Source organism: Haloarcula salinisoli, from assembly GCF_019599405.1.
GTDB lineage: Archaea > Halobacteriota > Halobacteria > Halobacteriales > Haloarculaceae > Haloarcula > Haloarcula salinisoli.
Map to the genome: position 1 here is coordinate 407,994 of NZ_RKLQ01000001.1, position 25,875 is coordinate 433,868.

A 25,875-nucleotide genomic window follows, 5' to 3' on the forward strand; every position below is an offset into this window, starting at 1 on the left:
ATCCCCTAATGGGGGGATTAGGAACACTAGTCCCTTGATGAACATCCTCTTATGGGAGTCGCCTCTAGACACGCGCACACATGGTTGAGCGACACATCAGTGACCAGTCTGTGGGCGAGGCCGGGCTCGCAGACCCGACTGACGAACGGTCGAACTGCGGCGTCGGGGTCGTCATGGACCTCGACGGCGAGAGCGACCACGGCACCGTCTCCGACGGGCTCGAACTGCTGGAGAATCTCGAACACCGGGGGACCACCGGCGCGGAGAAGGGGACCGGCGACGGCGCGGGTATCATGCTCCAGATTCCCCACGAGTTCTTCACCGAGGAAATCGACGCTGACCTCCCCGAACCGGGCGCGTACGCGGTCGGCACCCTCTTTCTGCCACCCGAAGACGAGGCCCGCGAGGACCTGAAAGCCCTCGTCGAGACGGAACTCGCCGGCGAGGGACTCGACGTGCTCGGCTGGCGTACCGTCCCGACAGACAACAGCGACCTGGGCGCGACGGCGCTGGAATCCGAACCGGAGATCGTCCAGTTCGTCGTCACCGCCGAGGACGGCGCGACCGGCGAGGACCTGGACAACAAGCTCTACGTCGGCCGACGCGTCCTCGAAAACACGGTCGAAGAAGAGCAGCCACCGGGCCACGACCGCTTCTACATCGTCTCGCTGGCCTCTGACGTCGTCGTCTACAAGGGACTGCTCAAGGCCGAGCAACTGCCGGGCTACTATCCGGACCTCTCCGACGAGCGTTTCGAGTCCACCTTCGCGATGGTCCACGCGCGGTTCTCGACGAACACGCTGGGCGCGTGGCACCTCGCACACCCGTACCGCCGGGTCATCCACAACGGCGAGTTCAACACCATTCAGGGGAACATCAACTGGATGCGCGCACGCGAGACCGACATCGCGAGCGACTCCTTTGGTGGCGACATCGAGCGGATCAAACCCATCATCGACGACCCGTCCCAGTCCGACACCGCCAGCGTCGACAACGCGCTGGAACTCCTGCTTCAGGGCGGTCGGGACCTCCCCCACGCGCTCCGGATGCTCATCCCCGAGGCGTGGCGCGGCGAGATGAACAACGTCTCCGGCGACCGCCGTGACTTCTATGACTACCACGCCTCGCTGGTCGAGCCGTGGGACGGCCCCGCGCTCGTGGCCGCTACCGACGGCGAGCGCATCGGCGCGGTGCTGGACCGCAACGGCCTGCGCCCGTGCCGGTACGATATCCTCGAAGACAACACGCTCGTTATGTCCTCCGAGGCCGGCGCCCTGGAGTCAGACCCCAGCGATATCGCCGAGCGCGGCCGACTCCAGCCGGGCCAGTGTTTCCTGGCCGACCCCGAGGAGGGCCGGGTCATCCCCGACGCCGAAGTGTTCGACTCCATCGCCGACGACAAGTACGGGGAGTGGGTCGAGGCCGAACAGCTCCACCTCGACGACGTCGCTGCCCGCGAGGACAACACGCCACAGGACAGCGTCGGCGGCCTCCGCAGCCAGCAGGCGATGTACGGCTACACCTACGACGAGGTCGACCACCTCATCGAGCCGATGGCCGAGAAGGGGAAAGACCCCGTCGGCTCCATGGGCGACGACACGCCGCTGTCGGTACTCTCGCAGTTCAACCGGCCGCTGTTTACCTACTTCAAGCAGCTGTTCGCACAGGTGACCAACCCGCCGCTTGACTACATCCGCGAGGAACTGGTCACCTCGCTCGAATCGCGGCTGGGCCACCAGCGCAACCTGCTCGACGAGAGCCAGGCACACGCCCGCCAGTTAGTGCTCGACTCACCCATCCTCACCGACGAGGAGACGGAGTCCATCAAGAACCTGGACGAGAACGGTATGTCGACGACGGTCGTCGACATCACCTACGAGCGCGGCACCGACCTCCGCGAGGCCGTCGAAGACGTCCGTAGCGAGGCCTCCGCCGCCGCCAAGGAGGACGACATCATCGTCCTCTCGGACCGCGCGGCCGGCGAAGACCGCGTCCCCATCCCCTCCTTGCTCGCGGTCGGTGGCATCCACCACCACCTCGTTCGCAACGGCCTGCGCAACCACGTCGGGCTGGTACTGGAGTCCGGCGACCCGCGTGCCGTACACCACTTCGCGACGCTCATCGGCTACGGCGCGGGCGCGGTCAACCCCTACCTATCGTACCAGACTATCGAGGACCTCGTCGCCGGACCCGACGGCGCGGACCTGGACAAGGCCATCGACGCCTACATCACGGCCGTCGAGGACGGTCTCCTGAAGACGATGGCCAAGATGGGAATCTCCACGGTCGAATCCTACCAGGGGGCCCAGATATTCGAGGCTGTGGGTCTCTCCTCGGACTTCATCGCGGAGTACTTCGAGGGGACCACCTGCCGGACCGAGGGTATCGGCCTGTCGGAAATCGAGGAGGACCTGCTGCAGCGCCACGACGTGGCCTGGAGCGAGGAGGAACCGGAGATTCCCCGCCAGGGCGAGTACGAGTTCCGTTCGAACGGCATCCACCACCAGTGGAACCCCAACACGGTCGGCAAGATTCAACAGGCCGTCCGCATGGGCGACTACTCCATCTACAAGGAGTTCGCCGAGCTCATCAACGACCAGAACGAGCAGCTCCAGACCTTGCGTGGCCTGCTGGAGATGGACTCGGGACGGGAGTCCATCGACATCGAGGACGTCGAGCCTATCGAGGAGATCGTCGAACGCTTCGAGACCGCCGCGATGTCGCTTGGCTCGCTCTCGCCCGAGATGCACGAGAACAACGCCATCGCGATGAACCGCCTGGGCGCCAACGCCAACACCGGCGAGGGCGGCGAACCGCCCGAGCGCTTCGGCACGGAGAAGGAGTGCAAGACCAAGCAGGTCGCCTCCGGTCGCTTTGGCGTCACCTCCGATTATCTCTCGGAGGCCGAGGAGATTCAGATCAAGATGGCCCAGGGCTCGAAACCCGGTGAAGGTGGCCACCTGCCCGGCAAGAAGGTCAACGAGATGATCGCCCACGTCCGGTACGCGACGCCGGGTGTCGGCCTCATCTCGCCGCCGCCGCTGCACGACATCTACTCCATCGAGGACCTGAAACAGCTCATCCACGACCTCAAAGCCGCGAATCCGGAGGCCGACATCAACGTCAAGCTGGTCGCCGAGGACGGTATCGGCACCGTCGCGGCCGGCGTCGCCAAGGCCAACGCCGACGTGGTCCACATCTCGGGCCACGACGGCGGGACCGGGGCCTCGCCAAAGACCTCCATCAAGAACGCCGGCCTCCCCTGGGAGCTCGGCGTGGCGGAGGCAAACCAGATGCTGCGCGCGACCGGCCTGCGCTCGCGCATCGAGGTCCACTCCGACGGCGGCATGAAGACCGGCCGCGACGTGGCCGTCGCCGCCCTGCTTGGCTCCGAGGGCTATGCCTTCGGGACCGCTTCGATGGTTACCTCGGGCTGTGTGATGGCCCGTCAGTGCCACGAGAACACCTGTCCGGTCGGCGTCGCGACCCAGAACGAGAACCTCCGCAGCCGGTTCCCGGGTGAGCCCGAACACGTCATCAACTACATGACGTTCGTCGCTCAGGAGCTGCGCGAGATTATGGCCGATCTGGGCTTCGAGACGGTCGACGAGATGATCGGCAAGGCCAGCGTGCTCGAACAGCGCGACGACGTCACACAGCCAAAGGCCAAGAAGCTCGACCTGTCCTCCGTCATCGCCGAACCCGCGGGCGACGACGGCCGCTACAAGCAGCGCGAACAGGACCACGACGTCGACGAGCAACTCGACTGGGAGCTCATCGACGCGGCCGAAGCCGCTATCGAGGACGGCGAACCGGTCGCCATCGACACCGAAATCAACAACGTCCACCGCGCGGTCGGTGCCACGCTGTCGAACCGCATCTGTCGCGAACACGGCGGCGACGGGCTGCCCGATGACACCATCCGGGTGGACTTCGACGGCACCGCCGGCCAGTCCTTCGGCGCCTTCCTCGCACAGGGCGTCACCATGGAGCTGACCGGCACCGGCAACGACTACGTCGGCAAGGGGCTCTCCGGCGGGAAGCTCATCATCAACACGCCCACCGAGACGCCCTACGACGCCGCCGACAACATCGTCATCGGCAACGTCGCGCTGTACGGCGCGACCCAGGGCGAGGCCTACGTCAACGGCCAGGCCGGCGAGCGCTTCGCGGTGCGCAACTCCGGCGTCAAAGGCGTCGTCGAGGGCGTCGGCGACCACGGCTGTGAGTACATGACCGGCGGCGCCATCGTCGTGCTGGGCGAGACGGGCAAGAACTTCGCGGCCGGGATGTCCGGCGGCGTCGCCTACGTCTACGACCCCGACGGCACGTTCGCCGAGCAAGCGAATACTGGAATGGTCTCCATCCGCGAGAGCTTAGAGGCGAAAGACCGCGGGATGATCACCCGTCTGGTCGAGAACCACGCCGCCTACACCGACTCCGAGCGCGCGAAGGCATTGCTCGAGGACTGGGACGAGGAGCTGTCGAACTTCACGATGGTGATGCCCGACGCCTACGCGGAGGTCATCAGCGACCGTGAACGGGACGACGTACGCAACGAACCGCCCGCGGCGGCTACGCCGACGGCCGACGCGACCGAGGCGGACTTTGCGGCCTCCTCGGACGACTAGTCGGGCCTCGCGGACTGATTTTTTCGGATTCTGGCCGACAGTGTTCGGTGGTTGCAACGCCAGTGGTTCGCATCGTCGGCAGTGCTCTCGACTCGCTCGCGGACACCTCGACTCTCAGTTCAGCGGTCCTTCCCTACCTCTAGGTCGTAGAGCCGACGAAACACGGTCGGTGGGAACTTCGGTTCGAGTCGACTCGGTGGGCGTCCGCTCTCGCCGTTCTCGGGGGCCTGCACCCGGTCGACGATGCCGACCGCGGCCAGCTCGTAGAGATACCGCTTGATGGTGCCCTCGGCCAGGTCGGTCAGGTCGGCGACGGCGGTCGTCGCGACGGTGACGCTCTCGCGGTCGGCCGGGTCGAGGTCGACCAGTGCACGCAGGACGGTCTGTTTGTTCTCCGGGAGGGCAAAGACCCGGCCGAGTGCGACACAGTCCGGGGGGACCGCCTCGAAGGCGGCAGCGATGTCGCGGTCGGTGATGGTTCGGTGGTCCGCTCTGGCGGCCCGGTCGGTCGCGACGAACAGCGCCGTGAGCGCGTCGTGGGCGTCGCCGCTGGCCCAGTCGGCGACGGTGACGGCCGCGTCCTCGTCCAGCGCGCCGCTGTCGAGCGCACTGGTGGCCCGGCGCAGGAGGAGGTCGACCAGGACGTGGTGTCGGTACGGGGCGACGCGTATCGCGGCCGCCGTGTAGTCTGTGAGCATCGTCTCCGCGGGGTCGGTCCGGCCGACGGCGAGCCAGCTGACGCTGCTGGGAAGGGCCGAAAAGCGGTCGACGAGCGCCTCGGCGGCCGTGCTCCCGGGCTCGCCGACGTGGTCGACGGCCAGCAAGAGGCCGGCGCCGGTCGTATTTAGCTGTCGGTGGAGGCGCGACCGGAGGGTCTCGGTACTGATGCCGTGGCGGGGGATGGGCTCGTCGGTGATGGCATCGAGCAGCGTGTGGAAGAAGGCGAACTCGCTGGTGTGGCGTCGCGTGTCCACGTAGACGAAACGAACCAGCCGCGTGGGCCTGACCCGGGTCGTGGTGTAGATCGCGGTGGTCGGGTCGTCTGTCAGGCGTTCGAGCTGGGCGAACAGCGCCGTCACCACGGCTGACTTGCCGGCCCCTTTCGGCCCGTAGAGGTAGCCGTGTGGGGGCAGGTGTCCGTCGAACACCGGGTCGACGTGGTCGAGCAGGCGTTCGAGGAGCCGGCCCCTGTCGGTCGGTTCCTCGACGTGTGTCGCCGGCGAGAGCGGTTCGTACTCCTCGACCAGTCGGGACTCGTCGTCCTGTCGCTGGCGCCGCCGTATCATCGCTTCGATGTCCATGATACCCGTCGGAAACGCCGGGAGAGGTTACACCGGCAGGGGCACCCAGCCGCTGTCCGGGAAGATACCCAGAAGCGCCAGGACAGCGATGGTGAACGTCGTCACGACGATAGAGGCCGCCGGCGGGTCCCAGTGGGTGTCGCTGTGGGCGTAGAAGATGCGCTGGTGTACCTCGCCCGCCAGCGCACCGTAGATACCGAAGATGGCACCGACGAGCAGCGCCACGAGGGCGTCACCGCCGGTCCCGAGTATCAGGGCCGCCGTACTCGACGGGAGTGTAATGTGGTGGGTGACCGGTATCTTCTCGACGCCCAGGTTCAGGAACAGCAGCGAGGCCGCACTGATGCCGAAGCCGAGGAAGAAGCTCTCGGTCACCAGGGCGATGTACGCACCCAGGATACCGACGGCCAGCCCGAGCAGGGCGACACCGGACCACTTGTACTGGTGGGGGAGCCACGGCTCGACGGCGAGTCGGCTCTCCTCGACGCCGCCGTCGGCCGCGACGTCGCCGCCCGTTGCCGAGGTCCGCATATCGCCGCGGGCGAACGGGCTCATGTCGAAGAGGCCGTCACCGCGGGCCTCGCCCACGAGCGGGAAGCCGAAAGCGAGTCGGTGGGCGACGGCCGAGAGCGTGACACCCATCGCGATGGGGTCCCAGGGGAGCAGCAATCCGGCGGATATCTGCCGGATGAACATCCCGAGGATGCCGAAGACGCCGCCGACGAGGAGGATGTCCGGCTCCGTCCCGAACGCGTAGAGGATGTTCTTCCCCTCGTGGTAGTCGAAGCCGGTGTCCATCTTCCCTTTCTTCGCGGCGTAGGCGGTCGCCGCGGCCCCACCGGCGAAGGCGATGTGCGGGCCGAAGACGGGGCCGAAGGCGACCAGCCCGGTGACGTTCGGGGCGACGTCGCCGGTGGGAATCCCCGCGACGGCGCCGAGCTGTGCCGTCAGGATGTTGATGGCCTCCCCGGCGATGACCATGAAGCCGGTGAAGATGAACGCGGGCAGTGCCCCGAGCGCGGCGCCGAACGCACCGCCGGCGAAGGAGGCGATGAGGAGGACGAGAAACTCCACGACACTGATGCCGAGAATCGGAACCTGGAGAACACTCCCTACCATCGTCGGTCACCTCCCGGCTCGGTCAGGCCCGCCCCAGCACGGGGTGGTGCCCGGATTGGCGGCGCTCGGTGGCCCTCCCCGTCTCGGTCGCCGGGGTCGTAGTGGTCGAATGCCGATTCACCAGCGGTCTGTCGCGTGTGTTTGCCAGCCATGGTTTCAGTCTGGTGAGACAGTCGGTTGTACGTCTGTGCCGCCTCGACTGCACGCAGTCGTGCGGTCGGAGCGGCAAATCGTCACAACGGACCGCATGAGCGGTCGTTTATCGACGCTGCCGTTGCGTCAGTAACTAGCACGATAAAATCACATAAAACTTATCAGTATTAGTGAATTTCATGCTTACCAATATGTCTGGCCCCATCGGCTGATACTACCGGCTGTAACAAACTCAAATAATTCGCCACCAGGGGGTGGGGAATATTTTCACGAACGTACAGCCGGCAGTATGAGGACAAACCGTTTTCCCATCACGGCGAGGAGTGGGAGTATGTTCGACAAATCGACGTGGATACGCCTGCCGCGAAACGTCGTGGTGGGCCACGGCGTCCTCTCGGAGACACTGGACGCCGTCGAGGAGCTCCACCTCACCGGGCGGCCGCTGGTGGTCTCCAGCCCGACGCCCCACGAGGTCGCCGGCCAGCGTGTCATCGACCAGTTCGCCGACGCCGGCTACGACCCGGACCACATCATCATCGAGGAGGCCAGCTTCGACGCCGTCCAGGAGGTCATCGCACACGCCGAAGAAGTCGACGCCGGCTTCCTGCTGGGTGTCGGCGGCGGGAAGGCCATCGACATCACGAAGATGGCCGCCGACCACATCGGCAAGGGCTTTGTCTCCGTTCCCACGGCGGCCAGCCACGACGGTATCGTCTCGGGTCGTGGGTCGGTCCCCGAGAAAGACACCCGCCACAGCGTCGCCGCCGAACCGCCGCTGGCGGTCGTCGCGGACACCGAGATTCTCGCACAGGCCCCCTGGCGACTGACGACGGCTGGCTGTGCCGATATCATCTCGAACTACACCGCCGTCCGCGACTGGGAGCTGGCTCACCGGCTGAAGAACGTCCCCTACTCCGAGTACGCTGGCGCACTCTCACAGATGACCGCCGAGATGCTGGTCGAGAACGCCGACTCCATCAAACGCAACTTAGAGGAGTCGTCCTGGATTGTGGTGAAAGCGCTCGTCTCCTCCGGCGTCGCGATGTCTATTGCCGGCTCCTCCCGGCCAGCCAGCGGCGCGGAACACCTCTTTTCCCACCAGCTCGACCGAATCGCGCCGGGCGCGGCGCTACACGGCCACCAGGTCGGCGTCGGCGCCGTCATGACCGAGTACCTCCACACCGGCCCGCAGGGTCGCTGGCGCGACGTTCGCGACGCGCTCGCGGCTATCGGTGCCCCGACGACGGCGGCGGAGCTCGACATCGACCGCGACACCGTCATCGAGGCGCTGACGACGGCCCACGAGATTCGGGACCGCTACACGATACTGGGCGACGGGATGAGCGAAGAAGCGGCCATCGAGGCGGCGACAGTGACGGGCGTGGTATAGCGAGGTCGCGAAGCGACCTCGAGGCGACGCGGGGAACGGAGTGACCCGCGGAGCAGTAGCGAGACCGACCGTAGGGAGGTCTCGAAACGGAACGGGGAGTGAAACGAGCCGTGGAGTAGTAGCGAGGAATCTCGCTGCGCTCGACTCCTCGAAGCGGCGAACGCAGTGAGCCACAGAGCAGTAGCGAGGTCGCGGAGCAGTAGCGACCGCGGCTACACGAGTTCGCTGATAGCCTCGGCCTCGGCGTCCCAGCGCACCGACTCCCCGCTGGGCTCCGACGAGTCGACGATTTCCGCGGTGAACACGACGCTCAGTCGGTACACCGTCGACGCGGACTCGTCGTCCTCGTTGCGGATGCCGTGGATGTTGGCGCTGACGGCGTCGGTCACCCGACAGTCCACGTCGGCGGCATCCCTGACGATGCGCCTGACCGCTTCCCCGAGGCGTTCGTCGGGTCGGGTCTGGCCCCGCGGGACCACCCACTCCCCGTCGCCCTCCCGTACCAGCACAGCGCCGTCGTCGTCTCTGACCACCGCCCGAACGTCGAGCTGTCCGTCGCGTGACCGTTCGAGCGACCGCTGGTACCGCTGTTCCCCCACCTCGAAGGTCGTCTGCGTGACCTCCGGCGTGCCGAACTCCTCCTCGAGTCGAGTCAACCGCTCCTCGACTCGTGACCGAGAACGGCTGGCTACGTCCATGCCAGTTGGTCACCACGCTCCCGTATAAACCCAGCCACTCGTTTTCTTCCTCTGAAAACGCCCTATACGGCTGTTAGCGGCGCTGATTCGGGTTTGGGGCTTCGGTCTATACGTGCTCGTCGAGGAAGTCGACGACGCGAGTGTAGGCCTCGATTCGGTTCTCCAGTTTGCTGATGCCGTGGCCCTCGTCGTCGAAGATTTTCAGCTCGACGGGGACCCCGTGGGACTCGACCTCCGCAGCGATTTGCTCGGCCTCGCCGACCGGGACTCGCGGGTCGTTCGCGCCGTGGAGGACGAACAGCGGCGCCGTGATGCGGTCGGCCCGGTTGATGGGCGAGATGGATTCGAGAAAGTCGCGGTCCTCGGCGAGCGAACCGTACTCGGCCTCCCGCAGTTCGCGGCGCCACTCGCCCGTGTTCTCGAGGAAGGTGACGAAGTTCGCGATACCGACCACGTCGACGCCGGCCGCCCAGAGGTCGGGGTACTCTGTCAGCGCCGCGAGCACCATGAACCCGCCGTAGGAGCCACCCATCGCGACGATGCGCTCGGGGTCGACGGCGGGGTGGTCGTGGAGCCACTCGGCACCTGCTCGCAAGTCCTTCACCGAGTCCATCCGCTTCTCGACGTCGTCGAGATGCGTGTAGGCCTTCCCGTACCCCGTCGAGCCCCGGACGTTGGGCTCCAGTACGGCGTACCCCCGCGAGAGGAAATACTGTGTGAGCCCGGCGAAGGAGGGCCGACGCTGGCTCTCGGGGCCGCCGTGGATGTCGACGATGACCGGTGTCGACTCGTCCTCGCCGGCCTCGGGCGGCAGCGAAAAGAGGGCCGGAATCGACCGCCCGTCGAAGCTCTCGAACCGGACGACCTCGGGCTCGACGAAGGTCTCCCGCGGGATGCCCGCCGTCGCGGCGTTGGTCCACCGGTCGGCGTCGCCCGTCGCCGTCTCCACGACGAAGACGTTCGTGTTGACGGTGCGCCCGGTGACGCTCACAGCGAAGCGGTCGGCGTCGGGACCCCAGGCCACGCCGCCGGCCAGCCCGCCCGGCAGGTCCGGCATCGGGAACTCCGAGACCGTCGTCGGCCCGACGAGCTCGCCGACGTTGAGTTCGTTGTACCCCTCGATGTTCCGGGAGTAGGCGAGCCGGCCGGTCTCCTGGTCGATGGACACGCCGTCGATGTTCCACCCGCCGCCCTCGCGGACGACCTCGAGCTCGCCCGACAGCGAGAGCCGCGCGAGTTCTAAGGTGTCGCTCTCGGCGTCGGTAACGAGATACAGCGCGTCGCCGTCGGGCCCCCACGAGACGCTCGAATAGCGAACCGACCCCTCGTGTGGTGTCAGGTGCGTGCGCTCGCCCGACTCGATATCGAGGACGTAGACGTCCTGGTCGAAACTCGAATGGGCCTCGCTGATGGCCAGCTTCTCGCCGCCGGGAGCGATGCCGTTGACGGTGAACCAGCCGTCGCCCTCGTAGACCAGCTCGGCGTCGTCGCCGGTCCCCTCGCGGGCCTGGACGTACACGTCGAACACCGCCTCGTCCCGGCGGTTCGAGGCGAAGGCAAAGTGGTCCCCCTCTGGCCCCCAGCCGCCCCAGCGGTGTTTCGCGTCGGGCAGCCCCGTCAGTTCGGTGACGGTGCCGTCGTCGTCGAGCCGGTACAGCTGCGTGCGTTCGTTGCCCCCCTCGTCCATGCCGAAGACGAGTTCCGCTCGTGTGGGCGAGTAGTCGACGAAGCCGACCGGTTCGTCGTAGAAGGTTCGCTGTTCGGGCCACCCGCCGGGTTCGTCGAGCGTCCATATCTGTCCCACCCCGGTCGTGTTCAACAGGAACGCCAGCCGGCCGTCGGGCCCCATCGACGCGCCGTAGGCGCTCCGGACGTTGAGATACCGTTCGAGGTCGTACACGCTCGCTAGCAGGACTGGGGGGTGCAAAACGTTTTGCTGAAAATTGGTGGTGTGTCTTCGGGTGAACGGCTGTCGATGTGAACAGCCAGAAAGCCCCGGCGGGCTCCGGTCGGGGGACTCGTTGCGCTCCTCGGCCTTCGGCCTGCGGTGCTTACTTCGTCCGCCTTCCCGGAGCCCGCCGCCCCTTTCAGTCCCGTCCATGCCGGCTGACCAACCGGCTATGGGTGGACTGAAAGGGGCGGCCAGCTACACGAAGGCAGGCGACGTAAGCACTGGAACGAACGGAGTAAGTGAAGGGCGCAGCGAGCCTCCCGAGTGCAGCTGGCCGGGGCTTTCCGGCTGTTTGCGGTCCCAGACGAGTAGTTGCTGGCAGCTACTACCACACCGTTTCCAACTGCGTCACGGATATGGGGTGGGTTTTTCAGCGCCGCCATCATCGGGTCGGATATGCGCGTCGCGGTCGTCGTCATGGAGACGAGTCACCACCGGGACACGGAGGGGCGACACCACCTCGAGCGCCTCGCAGAGACGCTGGCCGCGGCCGGCCACGAGGTGTCGGTCTTCTGTGCCCAGTGGTGGGGCGGCAACGCGACGCAGTTCGAGCCCGACGAGGTGACCTACCGCGGGGTCACCGTCGAGCCCACGGAGACCTCCTTCTGTACGCGACTTCCGGCGCTGCTGGCGAAGTACCGCCCCGACGTGGTCCACGCGTACCCGACACCGTCGTCGGTGTTGCGGGCGGCCAACGCCGGTGCCAAACTCGCCCGGGCGCCAGTGGTCGTCGAGTGGTTCGGCGACCACGACGAGCCGGTGTCGGACCGCGCGATATCGGTCGCCGACCACTTCGTCGCCTCCTCCGAACTCGTCCAGACGCAGCTCTGGGAGGCCGGCGCCGACAGCGACCTGACGACGGTCATCCCCGAGAGCATCGACATGGACCTCGTGCGCGAGGTCGAGCCCGCCGAGGAGGTCGACGTGGTCTACGCCCACCCCTTAGACGACAGCGCCAACGTCGAGTCGCTGTTCTTGGGGCTGGCCGAACTCCGACAGCAGGGGTGGTCGGCGACGATAATCGGCGACGGGCCCGAACGCGAGACCTACGAGCAAGAGGCCGCCGACCTCCGAATCGACGACCGGGTGACCTTCGCCGGGGCCTGTGACCGTGAACAGCGGCTGGCCATCTACAAGGGCGCGCACGTGTTCGTCCAGACGGCGTGGCGCGAGCACTTCGCGACGGAACTGCTGTGGGCGCTGGCCTGTGGCTGTATCGCCGTCGTCGAGTACCAGGCCGAATCGAGCGCCCACGAACTGGTCGAACACCGCGACCGGGACTTCCGCGTGACGACGCCCCAGGAGATCGCCGACGCAATCGTCGAGTCCGCGGGGATGGACCACCGGACCGTCGACGAGTCCCTGGCCGAGTACGACCACGCGGCGGTCGTCGGCCAGTACGCAGAGCTGTACGAACGGCTGGTCGACGAGCGTGGGTTCTTCTGATGTCCCAAGGCCATCAGCGAGTCATGCTCGCGTTCGTACTGGCCGAGTCGTCGCTGCTGGGGGTGCTGGCCGTCGGGCTGGCGCGTGGCTTCGTCGGTCCGGGCGGGACGTTCAGCGAGCTCTCGGACGTCGCCCGCGCGGTCGCCCTGCTCGTCGTCCTCGTCGAACTCGTCATTCCGATGGCGGTGTACGTCGACGTCGTCCGCCGGTCCGACGACCCGGACTGGGTGTGGGTCCACGTCGCGACGATGCCGGCGGTGAACCTCCTCGGACTCGTCGCCTATCTGGACGACCGCAAACGCTCGCGCGAGTAGCCCGCCGCGGACTCCGTCCCCGCAACGAAACCCGTTTTGCGCTGTGGGACCCAGACAGCCGTAGTGACCGCCGAAGACTCCGCCGACGCTGCCGACGAGCCCCTGGTCGAACTCGACGCGGTGTACGACGCCATCGACGCCGTGGGCCGCCCGCATCTGACGGCGACGGAACTCTCCCGCAAGACCGACCTCTCGCCCGAGCAAGCCCGCGAGGCCCTCGAAGCGCTGGCCGACGACGGCGAGATACAGCGCCAGGACGTCTCGGGCGTCGAGTCGGTCTGGTATCCGACCGACGTAGCGGAGGTGACCGACCGCGAGCGAGTGATTCTGTTTCCGGACCGCCGCGAGGTCGTCGTCGAGCACCCCGACCAGTTCACCCGTGCACAGCTCTCGCAGTTCGCCCGGCTGCAGGACTCGAATCGCTCCGGCGGCTACGTCTACGAGCTTCGCGAGGCCGACATCTGGGCCGCGCCACACGAGACCCTCGAGGACCTGCTGTCGACGATGCGGGACGTGCTGGGGGAGCGGTCGACCCACCTCGAAGAGTGGGTGACGAGCCAGTGGGAACGGGCCCGGAAGTTCCGGCTGTACACCCACGAGGACGGCTACGTCGTCCTCGAAGCCGAAAGCGACGACTTGATGGGCAACGTCGCCCGGCCGAAACTCGACGAGGACCTGTTGCGGGCGCCCATCTCCGACTCGGAGTCGTGGGTCGACGCCGACGCCACGGCCGAAATCAAGCGCACGCTGTACGAGGCCGGCTACCCGGTGCGTGACGACCGCGAGCTGGCCACCGGCGAGCCCCTGGAGATGGAACTGCGCCTGCGCCTGCGGGACTACCAGGCCGACTGGGTCGAGCGGTTCACCGAGCAGGGCTCGGGCGTCTTCGTCGGCCCACCGGGGTCGGGCAAGACCGTGGCGGCGATGGGCGCGATGGCCGCCGTCGGCGGGGAGACGCTGATTCTGGTGCCCTCGAGAGAACTCGCGACCCAATGGCGCGACGAACTGGTCAGACACACCACGCTGACCGACGAGGACATCGGCGAGTACCACGGTGGCGAGAAGGAGATTCGCCCCGTCACCATCGCCACCTACCGCACCGCCGGGATGGACCGTCACCGGAAGCTGTTCGACCAGCGCAAGTGGGGGCTCGTCGTCTTCGACGAGGTCCACCACGTACCAGCGCCCATCTACCGCCGCAGTGCGAACCTCCAGACCAAACACCGGCTCGGACTCACGGCGACGCCGACCCGCGAGTCCGACGACGAGGAGGAGATTTTCACGCTCGTCGGGCCGCCTATCGGCACCGACTGGGGGAAGCTCTTCGACGAGGGCTACGTCGCCGAGCCCGAAGTCGAGATTCGCCTGGTCCCCTGGGGGAGCGACGACGAGCGTACGGAGTACGCCGCCACGTCGGGCCACGACCGCCGGCAGGCCGCAGCGGGCAATACCGGAAAGATAGACGAGATACGCTACACGCTCGCCGAACACCCGGCGGCGAAGGCGCTGGTCTTCGTCGAGTATCTCGACGACGGGAAGGCCATCAGCGAGGCCATCGACGCGCCATTCATCAGCGGCGAGACGCGCCACGCCGAGCGCGAGCGCCTCTTCGACGCGTTCCGCCGGGGCGAGCAGGACACGCTGGTCGTCTCCAGAGTGGGCGACGAGGGTATCGACCTGCCAGACGCCGAACTCGCCGTCGTCGCGTCGGGGCTGGGCGGCTCCCGACGCCAGGGCGCCCAGCGGGCCGGCCGGACGATGCGCCCCGCCGGCGACGCCCGGATGGTCGTGCTGGCCACGCGAGGGACGACCGAGGAGGACTTCGTCCGCCGGCAGATGCGCCATCTCGCCTCCAAAGGCATCCAGGTCACCGAACAGGAGGCCCACGCCGTGGAGCCGAGCACGGACTAGCGCGGTCGTGAGCCGGGCGTGCAATACCGGGGGTGGTTGATGTGCTTTCGATATCAGGTTACCATACACGATGGGAGTGATGGATGCCCTCTTTGGGACCGGCGAGGAGACGGAACAGAAGTACGCGATACTGCTCGCCGCCGGACCGGACGACGCACCGGTGGCCAACAACGCGTTCAACTACGCGCTCGAGTTCGCCGACGCCGGCTACGAGGTACAGCTCTTCCTCGACGGCCAGGCCACGAAGTGGCCGGGGGCCTTCGCCGAGAACCCCGACCTGCCCTTCGCCCACGACTGGGAGCGGATTCGCGACCTCGGCCTGCTGGCCGGGGCCTGTGGCTACTGTGCGAACGCGTTCGACGCCACGGAGGCCTGCGAGAACTCCGGTATCGAACTCCTCAGCGACGAGATGTCACACGCACCGGCGGTGGCCCGGCTGGCCGACGATGGCTACGAGCTGCTCACTATCGGGTAACACCCCGCTACTCGTCGAACCCGTCGGGGTCCCGGGCCGCCTGTGCGACGTTGACCGCGGCGACGTTCTCGGCCACGTCGTGGACCCGTATCACGTCGGCGCCCCGCTCCGTGGCGATAGTCGTCCCCGCTATCGTCGCCTCCAGACAGTCGCCGGGTTCCTCGCCAACGAACCCAAAGAGAGACTTGTGGGAGTGGCCGACCAGTATCGGACAGCCAAGCGCACGGAACTCGTCGATGCGGTCGAGCAGCTCGAAGCTCTCGGCGGGCGATTTCCCGAAGCCGATGCCGGGGTCGACCAGAATCTGCTCGCGGTCCAGTCCCGCCTTCTCGGCCAGTAACACGCGCTCGGTCAGTTCGTCGATGATGTCGCCGACCACGTCGTCGTAGTGGATGTCGCTGTCCGGGTCGACGGGCGTGTTGATGGAGTGCATCACGACGACGGGCACGTCGTACTCCGCAGCGACGAGTCGCATCTCCGGGTCTTCGAGTCCCGACACGTCGTTGAGGATGTCCGCCCCGGCATCGAGGGCCGCGCGGGCCACCTCGGCTTTCCGGGTGTCGACGGAGATGGCGACGTCGACGTCAGCGAGCGCCTCGACGACCGGGACGACACGGTCTATCTCCTCGGTGACCGGAACCGGGTCGGCCCCCGGTCTGGTCGACTCGCCGCCGATGTCGAGGATGTCCGCGCCGTCGGCGACCATCTGCTCGGCACGGGCCACGGCGTCCTCGATTGCGTTGTACTCCCCGCCGTCGTGGAACGAGTCGGGCGTGATGTTGAGGATGCCCATCACCGCGGTGCCGTCGCTCCAGGGGTAGTCGGCGCTGCTGGCGGGCTGCTGGATGTCGAGTGCCTCGCGCAGTTCGTCCGAAAAGGTCGAGAGGCCGTATGGCTGGCCGTCGAGCTTGTCCGCGAGGCGCTTGAACTGGGCCATCGTCCCCATCAGCACGCAGTCGACCCGTTCCTCGTCCTGGTCGTTCAGCCCGGAGACGGCACACTCCCCGCCCAGCGACAGCAGCTCCTCCTTGAGATACTGCGCCTGTCGGGGCTGGACGCGTGTCCGGAGAACGCGGTGGACGGCCTTCCCGCGCATCCGCCAGGCGCCGGCTTTCGTGACGTGGGCGGCCTCGATGGTGGCTTTCGCCTCGGGAATCGAATCGACGTCTTTCGGTATCATCGCGCGGGCCCAGCGGGTGCGGGCCTCGCGGACGGCGTAGAGCGACCCCGTCACGAGGACGGCGTCGCCCGGCCCGGCAGCCTCGAGGGCGATTCCCAGCGCGCCGGCCACGTCCGACCGGGTCTCGACCTCGGCGTCGGTCGCCCCGCGTAAGGCCTCGGCCAGCACGTCGGGTGACTCCCCGCGGTCCACGTTGGGTCGGCAGGCGACGACGTGGTCGGCCGCTGTGAGTTCGGTCGCGATGGCGGCGTGGTCCTTATCGACCATCGCGCCCAGGACGACGTGGAGGTCGTGGTACTCGAAGTCGGCAAGGGTCTCCATCGTCCGTTCGAGCCCGCCCGGGTTGTGGGCGCCGTCGAGGACGACGAGCGGCGACTCGCCCATCACCTCGAAGCGACCCGGCCAGTGGGCGTTTCGCAGCCCGCGTTCGACGTGTGTCCGGGAGATATCGGTCCCCACGACATCGGCGACCTGCCCGACGAGCGTCGCGGCGATACCCGCGTTGTGGGCCTGGTGCTCGCCCAGCAGCGGCAGATGGGTGTCGACGGCCCAGTCGGGCCCCTCGATGTCGACGGCGGCCTCCAGCCCTTCGCGACCGCCGTAGCTGACTCGCACGTCGGGGTCGCCGTCACCGCTATCGCCGGCGCTTCCGTCCCCCACAGTAATGACGTCGCCGGCCTGCTCGCGCACCGCGGCGAGTGCGTCGCCCGTCGTACCGGTCACCAGCGGCCGGTCGGCCGGCGCGACGTGGGCCTTGTCCGTCGCTATCTCTTCGACGGTGTCGCCGAGGATGTGCGTGTGTTCGAGCGTGACGCTCGTCACCGCGCTGGCGACCGGGGAAACGACGCTGGTGGCGTCGTACTTCCCGCCGATGCCCACCTCCAGGACGGCCACGTCGACGTCCTGGCGGTCGAACTCCCAGAAGGCGAAGGCGGTCAGCGTCTCGAAGAAGGTGGGTGAGTCGCCGGCCGAACCCTCGCCCGTGATGTACTCGCGAGCGGTCTCGACGAACTCGACGACGGCGGCCTCGGGCACCTTGCGGCCGTTGACCCTGATTCGCTCGCGGACGTCGTCCAGATGTGGCGAGGTGTAGAGGCCGACGTCGAGGCCGGCCTCTCGGAGCGCCCGCTCGACCATCCGGGCGGTCGACCCCTTGCCGTTGGAGCCGGCTATCTGCACGCAGCTGGGCCCCTCCTGTGGGTCGCCCAGCGAAGACAGCAGCGCCCGCGTGGCGTCAGTGCCGGCCCGGGAGTCGAACCGGCGCAACTCGAAGAGGAAGTTCGCGGCCTCGTGGAACTCCATGCCCGCAGTTCCGTAGCCGTCCGCTTTAGGCTGTCGGACTATACGGACTGCTGTACTCGCGTCCCGATATCGTCGACCCCCGGGTCGGGCCGCTCACCGGGACACAGCTACAGCAGTCCGTATTACGCCTCGTCCGCGTCGGCCTGCAGCCACTTGACGACCGCACCGCTCACCGCGAGGAAGGCGGCGCCCAGCAGCGGCGCGACGTCGACCGATTCGGTCGGGCGCGGTTCGTCGTCGGGGGTCTCGGGCTCGGGCTGTTCGTCCGGTTCCCCACCCCTCTCGCGCTCGCTCGCCGGCGTCGTGTCTCTGGTCTCCCACTCCACGTCCGAGCGGTCGCCTTCGGTTCGGCCGGCCGGTTCCTGTTCCGGCTCGGGCGATTCGTCCGGCGTCACTATCGACGGCGAGGGCGTCGATGACTCCGTGTCGGACGTCGAGGAGGTCCCGGACGTCGATAGCTCGGTTTCGCCCGTCGATGGCGTCACGGTCGGTCCGTCTCTGTCCAGGCCCGTCGCCGGCGGCGGCGTCTCGGACTCGCCGTCGCCGCCCTTCCGCCGGCGGTACACCCAGATGCCGACGGTCGCGATGCCGAGCATGACCATCGAGACGCCAAGCCCCAGCAGCCCGTAGGTCTTCACGACCGATTTCGTGTCCCCGATATCGGTGTCCGGGACCGGAACTCTCTCGCGGAGCCCGCCGTCGTCTTCACTCTCGGCCGCCGTGTCCGGCGGCGCCGTCACATCATCGGCCGGCCCCTCGTCGGCCTGCTCCTCGTCCCCGACCGCGATGCCCGGTACTTTGCCGACCAGGCGCGCGAGCCGTGGCGAGTCGATGTCGGCCCGGTACAGCGTGAACTTGCTCATATCTACGATGAGGTGCGGGCGAGATAAAAACCCGCAGGCTAGCCGTTCAGGTCTCCCGCTCTGTCTCACGGTCGCGTTCGCGGTCCCGTTCGACTTCGACCGCCGGGACACGGCGCTCCTCCTCGTCGAGCAGCTCGTGCAACGCCGATTCGAACTGGTGTTCGGAGAGCTCGCCGTCGACGTAGCGCTGCGTGAGCCTGGCCCGTCGGTCCTCGACTGTCGGCTCGAACCGGTCGGCCAGCCCGAGCCGCCGGAGCGGTGGGACGGCGGCTTCCAGGCCGTGGAGGACGTTCGCCACGCGTTGATTCCGCGGAAGCGACGGGGGCGCGGCGCGGCTGGCGAGCGTCGAGAGGAGGGCGGCGCCAAACACCAGCGTCAGCCCACCGAGCAGCAGGGTCCCGAGCAGGAAGGCACCGACGGTCAGGACCAGCGACCCGCCGGTCACCAGCACGGAGACGGTGGCGAGGATGCCAACGAGGGCGACGCCGACAGTCGAGAGCCCCGAAAGCACCGTGGCTGCGAACAGTAACCAGTGGCGGTTGTCGGCCAGGATGCTCACAGTCGACCTAGAAGATGTCACCGCAAATGAGTTTGGACTTCACTCCCGGTCCTCCCGCTTGGGAACGTAGGACCGGTCGTCCCCGGCGACGCCGCCCAGCAGCCACTCCCGCGCCGAGAGCTGCTGGACCTTGCTCACACGGGCAGTCGCGACGCGGCGCTCGGTCGTCTGGAAGTAGTTGACGACGGTCACCAGCAGGACCCCGCCGATAGAGTTGCCCAGCAGGACCGGAACGACGAACTCCCAGACCCCGACCGCGAGCGCGAGCTCGCCCTCGAAGACGAGATACAGCATCTCCGTCCAGGAGACGACGACGTGGTAGAGGTCCCCGATGGGTATCGCGAGGAAGGCGACGTAGACCATGGTGATGCGGGCGATGCCGTCCCGGAGCGAGTAGTCGACCCAGACGACGCCGGCGACGATGAGCCCGGCGACCACCGCTTTCATGAACAGCGTCCACCACGCCGTCTCGATGGCCTCCGTGGCAAAGCCCGCCGCAGCGGTCGCCGAGGCCGAGGAGAGCACGCCCGTCGCGGAGAGGGCCAGCGCACCCAGCGCGCCGCCGACGAAGTTCCCCAGCAGCACCAGCAGCCAGATGCGGCCCAGCGTTGGCAGGCTGGCGATGCGTTCGAGGACGAGCGTCACCGGCGGGAGCGTGTTCTCGGTGTACAGTTCGTAGTCGCCCAGAATGATGAAAACAAATCCCAGCGGATACAGCAGCGCGCTGGCGACCGGGGCCCCGTCCGTTTTCGCCGTCAACGACGCGTAGAGGAGGAACGTGACCGTGATAGCAAAGCCCGCAGCGAGGCCACCGGCGACCAGTTTCCGGGGCCGGGCCGTGATCTCGTCGTCGGCCGCCACCACGATGCGCTGGAATATCTCGTTCGAGGAGAACCGGTCCCGAATCGTGTGTCCGCCGGTCGGAGCGCCGCTCTCGGAGCGGTCGCTGTGGGGCCGCTCCTGGCGGCCGGAGTCACTCATGCAGATTAGTTTACACACTGACAGGAAGGCTCTTTCGCCCGCGACCGGCCGCCGTCGCCCGTCCTGTTGGCTATCCGGAAAAATAGTCGGGGGATACGGAAGTTCGGTCGGAGGGGTTAGCCCATCGTCTCGGCGGGTGCTTCGGCGGTGGTCGCCGACTCCTGCGTCCGGCCGTGCATGGCCATCGAGATGCCGGTGACCAGCAGGTCCACGCCGAAGAGGACGCCGACGGCCCACAGCGCGGTGGCCGGGAACCCGACCAGCAACATCCCGGCCAGCAGCAGCGAGATGGCGCCGCTGAGGCCGAGCCAGAGCGGGCTCCCCGCGCCGGAGACCGCCCAGACGAGCTGGACGATGCCCTCGACCGCGAAGAAGGCGATGACCAGGACGGTCAGCGTCGTCAGCCCGAGCAGGGGGTTGGCCAGTATCGAGATGCCGACGAGGCCGTAGGCGATACCGAGGATAACCTGCCAGACGACACCGCGTGCCGACCCGGCAGAAAAGGCCGCGGCGACGTGGACGAGCGCCCCCACGACCAGCGCTGCCCCGAGCAGGATGGAGAGGGCGAGTCCCGTGATAAAGGGCGTCACCAGCGCGAGGAGACCCAGTATCGCCAGCAGGACGCCGCCCACGACGCCGCCTTGCTGTAGCTGCGCTTGCATCGAATCGGAGGATGATGCTTCTGTTGCCATTGTAAGAGAACTGAGGGGTTCCTGGCTGGATAAGCGTACTCTCGGGCTGTGTGTAGGTTGGTACCAACCTACAACCGACGTAGAACCTGAACGTCGCCGATTGTGGCCGTCTGAGTGCCAGCGCGGCGTCGCCGGCCGACGGCTTCGTTCGCTCGTCTCCCGAGCTTCCGGCTCTCCCTCGCTAGCGCTTAGTCGTGCCGGAAACACCGTCAGAGCAAGCTCTGACGAGCTTCAGACACTCCTTTCAGTCGTGTCTGAAAGACCGCTGGCCGGTCATGACCATCGTCATGTCGTGTTCGTCGGCGGCCTCGATGACGCTCTCGTCGTTCTTCGAGCCGCCGGGCTGGATGACGGCCTCGATGCCCGCCTTCGCGGCCTCCTCGATGCCGTCCGGGAACGGGAAGAATGCGTCGGAGGCCATCACGGCACCCTCGGCGTCTTTGCCCTCGGCGTGTTCGTCGGCCTTCATCGCCGCGAGTCGGACGGCGTCCACGCGGGAGACCTGGCCCATACCGATGCCGACCGTCTCGGTCCCCTTCGCGAAGAGGATGCCGTTCGACTTGACGTGTTTGAGCGTGTGCCACGCGAACAGCATCGAGTCGAGCTGTTCCTCGGTGGGCTGGCGCTCGGTGACGACCTCCAGGTCCTCGGGCGTGAGATGCTGGGTGTCCCGTTCCTGAACCAGGCGGCCCCCGACGAGGGGCTTCTCGGTCAATGTGTCGGTGACCTCGAAGTTGTCGTTGACCTCCAGCACGCGCAGATTCTCCTTCTGGAAGAGGACATCGAGCGCGGCGTCGGTGTAGCTCGGCGCGACGACGACCTCCTTGAACGAGTCGATGATCTGCTCGGCGGTCGCGGTGTCACACTCGCGGTTGAGCGCGACGATACCACCGAAGGCGCTCATCGGGTCCGTCGAGAGGGCCTTGCCGTAGGCCTCCGCGACGGAGTCGGCGGTCGCACAGCCGGCGGGGTTGGTGTGCTTGATGACCGCGGCGGCGGGCTCGTCGAACTCCTTGATGAGGTTCAGGGCGCCGTCGGCGTCGTTGTAGTTGTTGTAGCTCAGGGCCTTCGCGCCCTCGTTGAGCTGGTCGGCGTGGACGACGCTGGCTTCCGAGACCGTGGTGTCGGCGTACAGCGCGGCGTCCTGATGGGGGTTCTCACCGTAGCGCAGGTCCGCGGCGCGGTCGTCCGAGACCAGCCGGCGGGCCGGGAAGTCCCCACCCTCGTCGCCTTCGACGTCGACCGTGCCATCGTCCCAGTCGACCTCGACGCGGTCCTGTGCGAACCACTTGACGACTCTGGGGTAGGCCGTGAACTCGCCCTCGTAGAGGACGCGCTCTTTCAGGTCCTCCGTGTCGTCGCCCTCGAAGACCGGGATGGGCTCTTGCGTGACGATGGGGCCGCCGTCGACCGTCTCGTCGACGACGTGGACAGTACAGCCGGTGACTTTGACGCCCGCCTCGAGCACCTGCTCGTGGGTGTCCATCCCCGGGAAGTTCGGGAGCAAGGAGGGGTGGACGTTCAGGGTGGTCGGTGTGCCCTCGATGAACGTCTCGCTCAGGATGCGCATGTAGCCGTCCAGCGTCACCAGGTCGAAGTCGTAGTCGGCGAGCGCGTCGAGGACCCGTTCCTCGTGGGCCTCGCGGGACTCGTCGTCACCGCGCTCGACGACCTCGGTCGGGATGCCACGCTCGGCCGCCGCCTCCAGGACTGGCGCGTCGGCGTCGTTCGTCAGGACGACGGCGAACTCCGCGCCACCCGGCGCACGGTCGGCGATGTTCAGAAGGTTCCGGCCACGGTTGCTGGCCATACCGGCGAGTTTCATACCTCCATCCGGGCGGTCGGCGCGCAAAGTAGTTGCGAAACTCGCGCTAGGAACGACCGCGACCGTTTGCAGTGGAAATGACGACAGTAACGATTGACACCGCCAGAAAGCCCCGGCGGGGACGACTCGCGCGGCTCGCTGTGGTCCGCACTCGCTTCGCTCGTTGCGGTCCTTGCCGCGCCGTGCTTCGTCCTCCCCGCCGCCCCTTTCGTTCCCAGCCTATCAGTTCCCCAATCGGCTACAAGCGAACGTCCAGGTCCCCGTTGGGACAGAAACCACACCCGTTGTTCCTCGTGCGGTGGCCCTTTGTAGCCCGCCGACCACTCGCCGGTATGTCGAAGCTTCGCTGTCAGCGCGCCGGACTGGTCGCCGCCGTCGGCGGGGTCGTCTGGCTCGCGTGGGTCGTCGGGGCCGGGCTGGTCGGCCGCCAGCGCACGCCCGTCCTGCTCGGCGTCGCCGTTTCGACGCTTGCCATCGTCGTCGGCCACTACGCCGTCGAGAGCTTCTACGGGGCGCGCATGAAGCGGCCGGGCACCGCGGGCGCCTGGATCGGGGCACTCGGCGGCGTTGTCTTCGCCGTCGGACAGCTCGTCCGCCTGGCCAGCGGCGGTGGTGACGCCATCATCGGTATCGGCGTCCTCGCCCTGGTGAGTGGCTCCCTGCTGGTCAGCGTCGGGCTGGTCCGGACCCGCATCCAGCCGCCGTGGCTGGGAGTCCTGCTGTTCGTCGGGACGCTCGCCTTCCTCGGGTTCAACGAGATATCGCCGTGGACGGCCCTCGGCTACGGCCTCGCGTGGGTCGCGCTGGGACAGGACCTCTACCGGTACGACCCACCGGACGGCCGGTTCGGCGATGCCAGTGGCGACTACGGCTGGCTGTCCTGAGCGCACATCGGCCAGGGGTTTATTGTAATCCCGACGCATCGGGTGGCATGAGCACTCGAAGCTCGATTCTGGTCCACGTCTCCACCGACGACATCGGCGAGTGGCAGATGGCGCTGCGGAACCTCGTGAACCTCGTCAACGACGACTCCGTCGAGACGCCGCCGGAGCTGATGGAGGTCGTCGTCAACGGGCCCGGTGTCCGGTTCCTGCTCGAAAGCAGCCCGGAGGCCGCGAAGGTGACCCGGATGGCGGAGGCGGGGGTCGAAATCGCCGCCTGCGCGAACTCGCTGGACCGCTTCGACCACGCTGCCCAGGAACTCGCGACGGGCGTGACGACCGTTCGCTCCGGTGTCGCCGAGGTCGTGCGGGTCCAGCAGCGGGGCGACACCTATCTGAAGCTGCCCTGACGCGGACACTGCCGACTGTAATCTCGAAAACCGTCGCGGCCGTGTTCTCGACGGTACAACCGGCAGTGTAAGTCGACACGCTTTTTCGGGTCTCTGGCAACTCTCCGGTATGACCGACAGAGGGCCACTCGCCGCCGTCTCGCCGCTGGACGGCCGGTACGCCCGCTATACGAAGCCGCTCGTCCCGTACGCTAGCGAGCGGGCGCTCATGCGCGCCCGCGTGGAAGTCGAGGTGGAGTATCTCATCGCCCTGGCCGACCTCGATGCCACGCCGTTGACTATCGATGCGGACCAGCGAGCCGACCTTCGCGCCCTCTACGAGGAGTTCGACGACGAGGACGCGAACGTCGTCAAGCAACTGGAGACCGAGGGCTACGGCGAGTATTCGGCGACGAACCACGACGTCAAAGCCATCGAGTACTTCATCCGGCTCGGGATGCCCGACGGGCTCGACGCCGACCACTGGATTCACTTCGGGCTCACGAGCGAGGACGTGAACAACCTCGCTCACCGCCTGCTGGTCAAGCCCGCCGCCGAGGACGTGCTCGTGCCGGAACTGCGGGAGATTCGGGACACACTCGTCGAGATGGCCCACGACTACGCCGACCTCCCGATGCTCGCCCGCACCCACGGCCAGCCCGCCACCCCGACGACCTTCGGCAAGGAGATGGCCGTCTACGCCTCCCGACTCGGCCAGGCCATCGCCCGCATCGAGCGCGCCGCTGACTCCCTCTCGGGGAAACTCGCCGGTGCGTCGGGCACCTACGCGGCCCACCACGCCGCCTACCCCGACGTGGACTGGCCCGCCGTCGCCGAGTCGTTCGTCGATTCGCTCGGCCTCGACCACGAACCGCTGACGACGCAGGTCAACCCCTGTGACGACCTCGCAGTCCTCTTCGACGCGGTGCGGGGCGCCAACAACGTCCTGCTGGATATGGACCGAGATATGTGGCTCTACGTCTCGGACCGCTATCTGGGCCAGCGGACTGTCGAGGGCGAGACCGGCTCCTCGACGATGCCCCACAAGGTCAATCCCATCGACTTCGAGAACAGCGAGGGGAACCTCTCGAAGGCCAATTCGGACCTGGTGTTCCTGGGCGACTACGTCACCAACTCCAGGCTCCAGCGTGACCTCTCGGACTCGACGGTCAAGCGCAACATCGGCTCGGCCTTCGCCTACTCGCTTATCGCCTACGGCAAATGCCAGAACGGGCTGGCGAAGGTCGTCCCCAACGAGCAGGTCATGCGTGAGGAACTGGACGAGACCCCGGAGATAATCGGTGAGGCGGTCCAGACGATTCTCCGTCGCGAGGGCCACGACGACGCCTACGAGCAGGTGAAAAAGGCGACGCGAGGGAAAGACGTCACCATCGAGGACTTCCGGGCGATGATTGCGGAACTGGACGTCAGCGAGGACGTACGCTCCGAACTGGAAGCGCTGACGCCGGCGGGCTACACCGGGCTCGCGGCCGAACTGGCCGAGGGCATCGACAGGGACTGACGCCCGAGGACTACTCCTGGAGCGGGGCGAGCGAGACCTCCCCCCCGCTGGTGACCGTCACCTCGTAACCGCTGTACTCGAAGGTGACGTGACCGGTCGTCTCCCGGAACAGCCGGTCCAGCGCGTCGCTGTCTATCGCCTCGAACAGTGACGGTTCGACCGCGTCGGAGTCGACGCCTTCGACACGGGCGACGGCCGTGACGACCTCGGCACTCAAGGAGCCCTTACTATTCATGATTAATAGTCGACGAGTCTCGGATTAATGCGTACTCCCAATGTGTTTGGGTCTCGC

The 25,875-nt window shown here is 67.3% G+C and carries 21 protein-coding genes; 9 read left to right on the plus strand and 12 right to left on the minus strand.

Translation table 11 applies throughout. The annotated features are described in order from the left end of the window. Positions 1-80 precede the first annotated feature (80 nt). A complete protein-coding gene (gene gltB, locus EGD98_RS02115) occupies positions 81-4,631 on the plus strand; it encodes a glutamate synthase large subunit (protein ID WP_220586698.1) in 4,551 nt (1,516 codons plus the stop codon). Positions 4,632-4,750: 119 nt separating this feature from the next. Here gltB and EGD98_RS02120 read toward each other — a convergent pair whose 3' ends face one another. Genes EGD98_RS02120 through EGD98_RS02130 form a run of 3 tightly spaced genes read right to left on the minus strand, consistent with a single transcriptional unit; the run spans position 4,751 to position 7,203 of the window. After that, the gene (locus EGD98_RS02120) at positions 4,751-5,932 is read right to left on the minus strand and encodes a Cdc6/Cdc18 family protein (RefSeq protein ID WP_220586699.1); all 1,182 of its coding nucleotides are present in this window, start codon (positions 5,930-5,932) and stop codon (positions 4,751-4,753) included. A gap of 27 nt (positions 5,933-5,959) precedes the next feature. Then, positions 5,960-7,051: a DUF7973 family transport facilitator gene (locus tag EGD98_RS02125; RefSeq protein ID WP_220586700.1), complete on the minus strand. Its 1,092-nt coding sequence runs from the start codon at positions 7,049-7,051 to the stop codon at positions 5,960-5,962. Continuing rightward, the gene (locus EGD98_RS02130; protein ID WP_220586701.1) at positions 7,045-7,203 is read right to left on the minus strand and encodes a hypothetical protein; all 159 of its coding nucleotides are present in this window, start codon (positions 7,201-7,203) and stop codon (positions 7,045-7,047) included. The genes EGD98_RS02125 and EGD98_RS02130 overlap by 7 nt, the downstream gene beginning before the upstream one ends. A 332-nt stretch (positions 7,204-7,535) precedes the next feature. On the opposite strand from EGD98_RS02130, the gene EGD98_RS02135 reads away from it, so the two are divergent. Continuing rightward, positions 7,536-8,594: an NAD(P)-dependent glycerol-1-phosphate dehydrogenase gene (locus EGD98_RS02135; protein WP_220586702.1), complete on the plus strand. Its 1,059-nt coding sequence runs from the start codon at positions 7,536-7,538 to the stop codon at positions 8,592-8,594. Positions 8,595-8,806: 212 nt separating this feature from the next. Here the strand turns inward: EGD98_RS02135 and EGD98_RS02140 are convergent, their stop codons facing one another. Then, complete coding sequence (locus EGD98_RS02140) at positions 8,807-9,292, minus strand: NUDIX hydrolase (protein ID WP_220586703.1); 486 nt, start codon at positions 9,290-9,292, stop codon at positions 8,807-8,809. Between the two features lie 106 nt (positions 9,293-9,398). Continuing rightward, positions 9,399-11,141: a S9 family peptidase gene (locus tag EGD98_RS02145; RefSeq protein WP_220588018.1), complete on the minus strand. Its 1,743-nt coding sequence runs from the start codon at positions 11,139-11,141 to the stop codon at positions 9,399-9,401. Between the two features lie 498 nt (positions 11,142-11,639). Between EGD98_RS02145 and EGD98_RS02150 the strand changes: the two genes are divergently transcribed. The 4 genes from EGD98_RS02150 (at position 11,640) to EGD98_RS02165 (ending at position 15,389) form a co-directional block, all read left to right on the plus strand. Beyond that, a complete protein-coding gene (locus EGD98_RS02150) occupies positions 11,640-12,689 on the plus strand; it encodes a glycosyltransferase family 4 protein (RefSeq protein ID WP_220586704.1) in 1,050 nt (349 codons plus the stop codon). Continuing rightward, entirely contained in the window at positions 12,689-13,003 is a 315-nt protein-coding gene (locus EGD98_RS02155; protein WP_220586705.1) for a hypothetical protein, read from the plus strand. Before EGD98_RS02150 ends, EGD98_RS02155 begins: the two co-directional genes overlap by 1 nt. 63 nt (positions 13,004-13,066) lie before the next feature. Continuing rightward, on the plus strand, positions 13,067-14,914 hold the full coding sequence (locus tag EGD98_RS02160; protein ID WP_220586706.1) for a DEAD/DEAH box helicase: 1,848 nt from the start codon (positions 13,067-13,069) through the stop codon (positions 14,912-14,914). A 79-nt stretch (positions 14,915-14,993) separates the two neighbouring features. After that, a complete protein-coding gene (locus EGD98_RS02165; protein ID WP_220586707.1) occupies positions 14,994-15,389 on the plus strand; it encodes a DsrE family protein in 396 nt (131 codons plus the stop codon). A gap of 7 nt (positions 15,390-15,396) precedes the next feature. On the opposite strand, the gene folP is transcribed toward EGD98_RS02165, so the two are convergent. The 6 genes from folP to purH form a co-directional block, all read right to left on the minus strand. Beyond that, entirely contained in the window at positions 15,397-17,871 is a 2,475-nt protein-coding gene (folP, locus tag EGD98_RS02170; protein WP_220586708.1) for a dihydropteroate synthase, read from the minus strand. A gap of 122 nt (positions 17,872-17,993) precedes the next feature. Next, the gene (locus EGD98_RS02175; RefSeq protein ID WP_220586709.1) at positions 17,994-18,734 is read right to left on the minus strand and encodes a hypothetical protein; all 741 of its coding nucleotides are present in this window, start codon (positions 18,732-18,734) and stop codon (positions 17,994-17,996) included. 46 nt (positions 18,735-18,780) lie between these two features. Continuing rightward, positions 18,781-19,293, minus strand: coding sequence for a hypothetical protein (locus EGD98_RS02180; RefSeq protein WP_220586710.1), 513 nt, complete (start codon positions 19,291-19,293; stop codon positions 18,781-18,783). Positions 19,294-19,332: 39 nt separating this feature from the next. Further along, positions 19,333-20,274, minus strand: coding sequence for a formate/nitrite transporter family protein (locus EGD98_RS02185; RefSeq protein WP_220586711.1), 942 nt, complete (start codon positions 20,272-20,274; stop codon positions 19,333-19,335). A gap of 116 nt (positions 20,275-20,390) precedes the next feature. Then, positions 20,391-20,966, minus strand: a complete 576-nt coding sequence (locus EGD98_RS02190; RefSeq protein ID WP_220586712.1) for an HdeD family acid-resistance protein — start codon at positions 20,964-20,966, stop codon at positions 20,391-20,393. A 244-nt stretch (positions 20,967-21,210) separates the two neighbouring features. Then, complete coding sequence (gene purH, locus EGD98_RS02195; protein WP_220586713.1) at positions 21,211-22,791, minus strand: bifunctional phosphoribosylaminoimidazolecarboxamide formyltransferase/IMP cyclohydrolase; 1,581 nt, start codon at positions 22,789-22,791, stop codon at positions 21,211-21,213. Positions 22,792-23,123: 332 nt separating this feature from the next. Between purH and EGD98_RS02200 the strand changes: the two genes are divergently transcribed. From EGD98_RS02200 to purB, 3 genes are all read left to right on the plus strand, one after another. After that, positions 23,124-23,675, plus strand: coding sequence for a hypothetical protein (locus tag EGD98_RS02200; protein WP_220586714.1), 552 nt, complete (start codon positions 23,124-23,126; stop codon positions 23,673-23,675). Positions 23,676-23,722: 47 nt separating this feature from the next. Next, complete coding sequence (locus EGD98_RS02205; RefSeq protein ID WP_220586715.1) at positions 23,723-24,082, plus strand: DsrE family protein; 360 nt, start codon at positions 23,723-23,725, stop codon at positions 24,080-24,082. A 109-nt stretch (positions 24,083-24,191) separates the two neighbouring features. Further along, positions 24,192-25,583, plus strand: coding sequence for an adenylosuccinate lyase (purB, locus tag EGD98_RS02210; RefSeq protein WP_220586716.1), 1,392 nt, complete (start codon positions 24,192-24,194; stop codon positions 25,581-25,583). Positions 25,584-25,593: 10 nt separating this feature from the next. Here the strand turns inward: purB and EGD98_RS02215 are convergent, their stop codons facing one another. After that, the gene (locus EGD98_RS02215) at positions 25,594-25,818 is read right to left on the minus strand and encodes a HalOD1 output domain-containing protein (RefSeq protein ID WP_220586717.1); all 225 of its coding nucleotides are present in this window, start codon (positions 25,816-25,818) and stop codon (positions 25,594-25,596) included. Positions 25,819-25,875: the final 57 nt, after the last annotated feature.